General features: G+C 37.8%; 4 protein-coding genes. All 4 read left to right on the forward strand.

Features of this window, described 5'->3' with window-relative positions:
* A partial coding sequence (locus tag VMW81_04725; protein HUU50240.1) for an IMP dehydrogenase occupies positions 1-232 on the forward strand: 232 nt, incomplete at its 5' end.
* Positions 233-402: 170 nt separating this feature from the next.
* Entirely contained in the window at positions 403-969 is a 567-nt protein-coding gene (locus tag VMW81_04730) for a flagellar basal body-associated FliL family protein (GenBank protein ID HUU50241.1), read from the forward strand.
* A 5-nt stretch (positions 970-974) separates the two neighbouring features.
* Positions 975-2,534 carry a glutamine-hydrolyzing GMP synthase gene (gene guaA / locus VMW81_04735; protein HUU50242.1) on the forward strand — a complete coding sequence of 520 codons (1,560 nt, stop codon included), beginning with the start codon at positions 975-977 and terminating at the stop codon, positions 2,532-2,534.
* A 3-nt stretch (positions 2,535-2,537) separates the two neighbouring features.
* Positions 2,538-3,104, forward strand: a 567-nt coding sequence (locus VMW81_04740; GenBank protein HUU50243.1) for a PHP domain-containing protein, incomplete at its 3' end; no start/stop codon positions are given.

Here is a 3,104-nt window from a genome sequence, read left to right on the forward strand (position 1 = left end):
CAAACTGGTACCTGAAGGTGTAGAGGGAAGGGTACCATACAAGGGTTTCCTTTCTTTTAGTGTTCAACAGCTCATAGGAGGGGTAAGGGCTGGCATGGGTTACTGTGGCTGTAAAGATATAGCTGAATTAAGGAAAAAGGCCAGGTTTATCAAGATAACTTCATCAGGGCTTAAAGAAAGCCATGTCCATGATGTTATTATTACGAAAGAGGCGACGAATTACCAAAGATAATAATCTTTGATATAACCAGAATAGATCTGTAGAAATTATAGAAGTAGAGAGAAACGATATAAAGATAGTTGGAAGTTCTTGTGTTAAATCCTAAAGATAAATCCACCATCATATATAAAGGTGGTAGAGTATATTTAAATTTTGAATAGCTTTCAATCCTGGATTAAAAAATGAGAAAAAAAGAAACTGAACTTGATAAACTTGCCAAAAAAGATGTTGATGAATCAAAGAAAAAAGATGAACAACCAGAAGAATCTGAAAAAAAATTCTTTGAGATGAGATTTGCTAGATTTGTAGCGCTTGCTGGTATAGTATTCTTAAGCTTCCTTATCCTCCTTTTGTTAACATGGTTATTACCCTCCGACAAAAAAACTCCTGAAGAACAAAAAGTAGCCGTTATTGATGAGGCAAAAAAAGAAAAGATTGCCCCTGAGCTGATAGTATACTCCTTTGATCCCTTCTTTGTTCCACTGGTTAGCTCCCCGAAAGAAAAAAATTTTTTAAAGATTGGTCTGGATGCAGAACTAAGTTCAGCCATGCTCAAAAAAGAGATAGGAAGCAATCTGCCAGAGATTAGAAGCTCCATATTTAAAACTATTACGAGTAAATCGGTAACTGATATTAAAAATCCAGAAGGCAAGAGCAGGTTGAAAAATGAAATAACTGCTAAGATTAATTCGCTGCTGCGCTCAGGAACTATAAAAGAATTATACTTTTCTCAATTTATTATTCAGTAATTTCAATGATGACGGATATTCATAAAGAAAAGATTTTGGTATTTGACTTTGGCTCTCAATATACGCAGTTGATTGCGAGAAGGATTAGAGAAAGCAATGTCTATTGTGAGATCGTTCCGTATGATATCAGCTCAAAGAAAGTTAAGAAATTAAAACCGAAGGGAATCGTATTCTCAGGCGGACCTGCAAGCATCTATTTACCTAAAAGCCCTGTTTGTGATAGAGACATCTTCAATCTGGATATACCCATTTTGGGTATCTGCTATGGGATTCAGCTAATGGTCTATCTAATGGGTGGAGAGGTTGAAGGGTCAAAAAAAAGAGAATATGGAAAGATTAAGCTTCAGGTCTTAGATGATTCTGATTTGTTTTATGGATTGGGAAATAAATCAAAGAGCCTGACAGTCTGGATGAGCCATGGTGACAAGGTCACGAAGATTCCAAAAAATTTTTCAATTATTGCAAAGACAGACAATTCTCCTATCGCGGCTGTAAGGGATAAAAAATCCCGGCTGTATGGCCTTCAATTTCACCCTGAGGTCGTTCATACCCCCAAGGGTAAAGATATTCTCAATAATTTTATATTTAGGATTTGTCGTTGCTCTCCTGAATGGACGATGAAATCCTTCATTGAATATTCAATACAGAACATCAAAAAGACAGCAGGCGATAAGAAGGTTGTGTGTGCCCTAAGCGGTGGGGTCGATTCATCTGTAGTTGCTCTTTTAACCCACAAGGCCGTTGGAAAGGAACTAACGTGTATTTTTGTTAACAATGGATTATTAAGAAAAGATGAAGAGCAACAGGTAATAGAGACCTTTAAGAAAAATTTTGATATAGACATTCATTATGTTGATGCAAAGATGAGGTTTTTAAACAGGTTAAGAAATGTTGTCGATCCGGAAAAGAAGAGAAAGATTATTGGCGAAGAATTTATCTCTGTCTTTGAAGCCGAGGCCAAGAAATTTGGCAAGGTCGATTTTCTGGCTCAGGGCACTTTATATCCGGATGTTATTGAGAGTACTTCCCACAGAGGTCCATCAGCAACCATAAAGACACATCATAATGTAGGAGGGCTTCCTAAAAAAATGAGATTTAAACTTATAGAGCCTCTTAAGGAACTATTCAAGGATGAGGTGAGGTGTTTGGGCAAGGAACTTGGTATTCCCAAACACATCTTGTCAAGACATCCCTTCCCAGGGCCTGGGCTTGCAGTGAGGATTCTTGGACCGGTTACAAAAGAAAGGATTAAGATATTGCAAGAGGCAGATGCGATACTTATCGAAGAGTTAAAAAAGAAAAATCTCTATGACGACATCTGGCAGGCCTTTGCTGTTTTATTGCCTATAAAGACCGTTGGAGTTATGGGTGATGAAAGAACATATGAGAATGCTATTGGAATAAGAGCTGTTACGAGCTTGGACGGGATGACCGCTGATTGGGCAAGGATACCGTATGATGTTCTTAATAAGATTTCTAATAGGACCATCAATGAAGTTAAAGGGGTAAACAGAGTGGTCTTTGACATAAGTTCTAAACCCCCAAGCACTATTGAATGGGAATAACAGATGCAACATTCCGATTTTGTCCATCTTCATCTTCACACAAAATATAGTCTTTTGGATGGTGCCATAAGATTGGACCCTCTTTTTAAAAAGGCAGATGAGCTTAAAGTTCCTGCTATTGCTGTCACAGATCATGGCAATATGTTCGGTGCAATCGAGTTTTACAAAAAGGCTAAGAAGAACGGGATAAAACCTATTATTGGTTGCGAGGTATATGTTGCTTCTCAAAGCAGATTTGAGAAATCTCCAAATCACGGAGGAGAAGGTTCAAACCACCTTACCCTTTTAGTAAAAAACCAAAAGGGTTACAAAAATTTAATAAAATTAGTAAGTTCAGGTTTTATAGAAGGATTCTATTATAAACCTAGGATTGATAAAGAGTTGCTTGCAAAGCACTCTGATGGTCTGATAGCCCTGAGCGGGTGTCTGCACGGAGAGATACCGCAACTTTTGGCTCAAGAGAGAGAGGGGGAGGCAAAAAAGGTCGCTTTGCAACATAAAGAAATAATGGGAGACAACAAGTTCTATTTAGAGATACAGGACCAAGGCATTGATGGGCAAGATAAGATA

This window comes from Nitrospinota bacterium (genome assembly GCA_035528715.1).
Lineage (GTDB): Bacteria > JADFOP01 > JADFOP01 > DATKYB01 > DATKYB01 > DATKYB01.

What these genes read in the sequence shown, in the direction of transcription:
- VMW81_04730 (HUU50241.1), top strand. Translation starts at nt 403, where the DNA reads ATGAGAAAAAAAGAAACTGAACTTGATAAACTTGCCAAAAAAGATGTT.
- guaA (HUU50242.1), top strand. Translation starts at nt 975, where the DNA reads ATGATGACGGATATTCATAAAGAAAAGATTTTGGTATTTGACTTTGGC.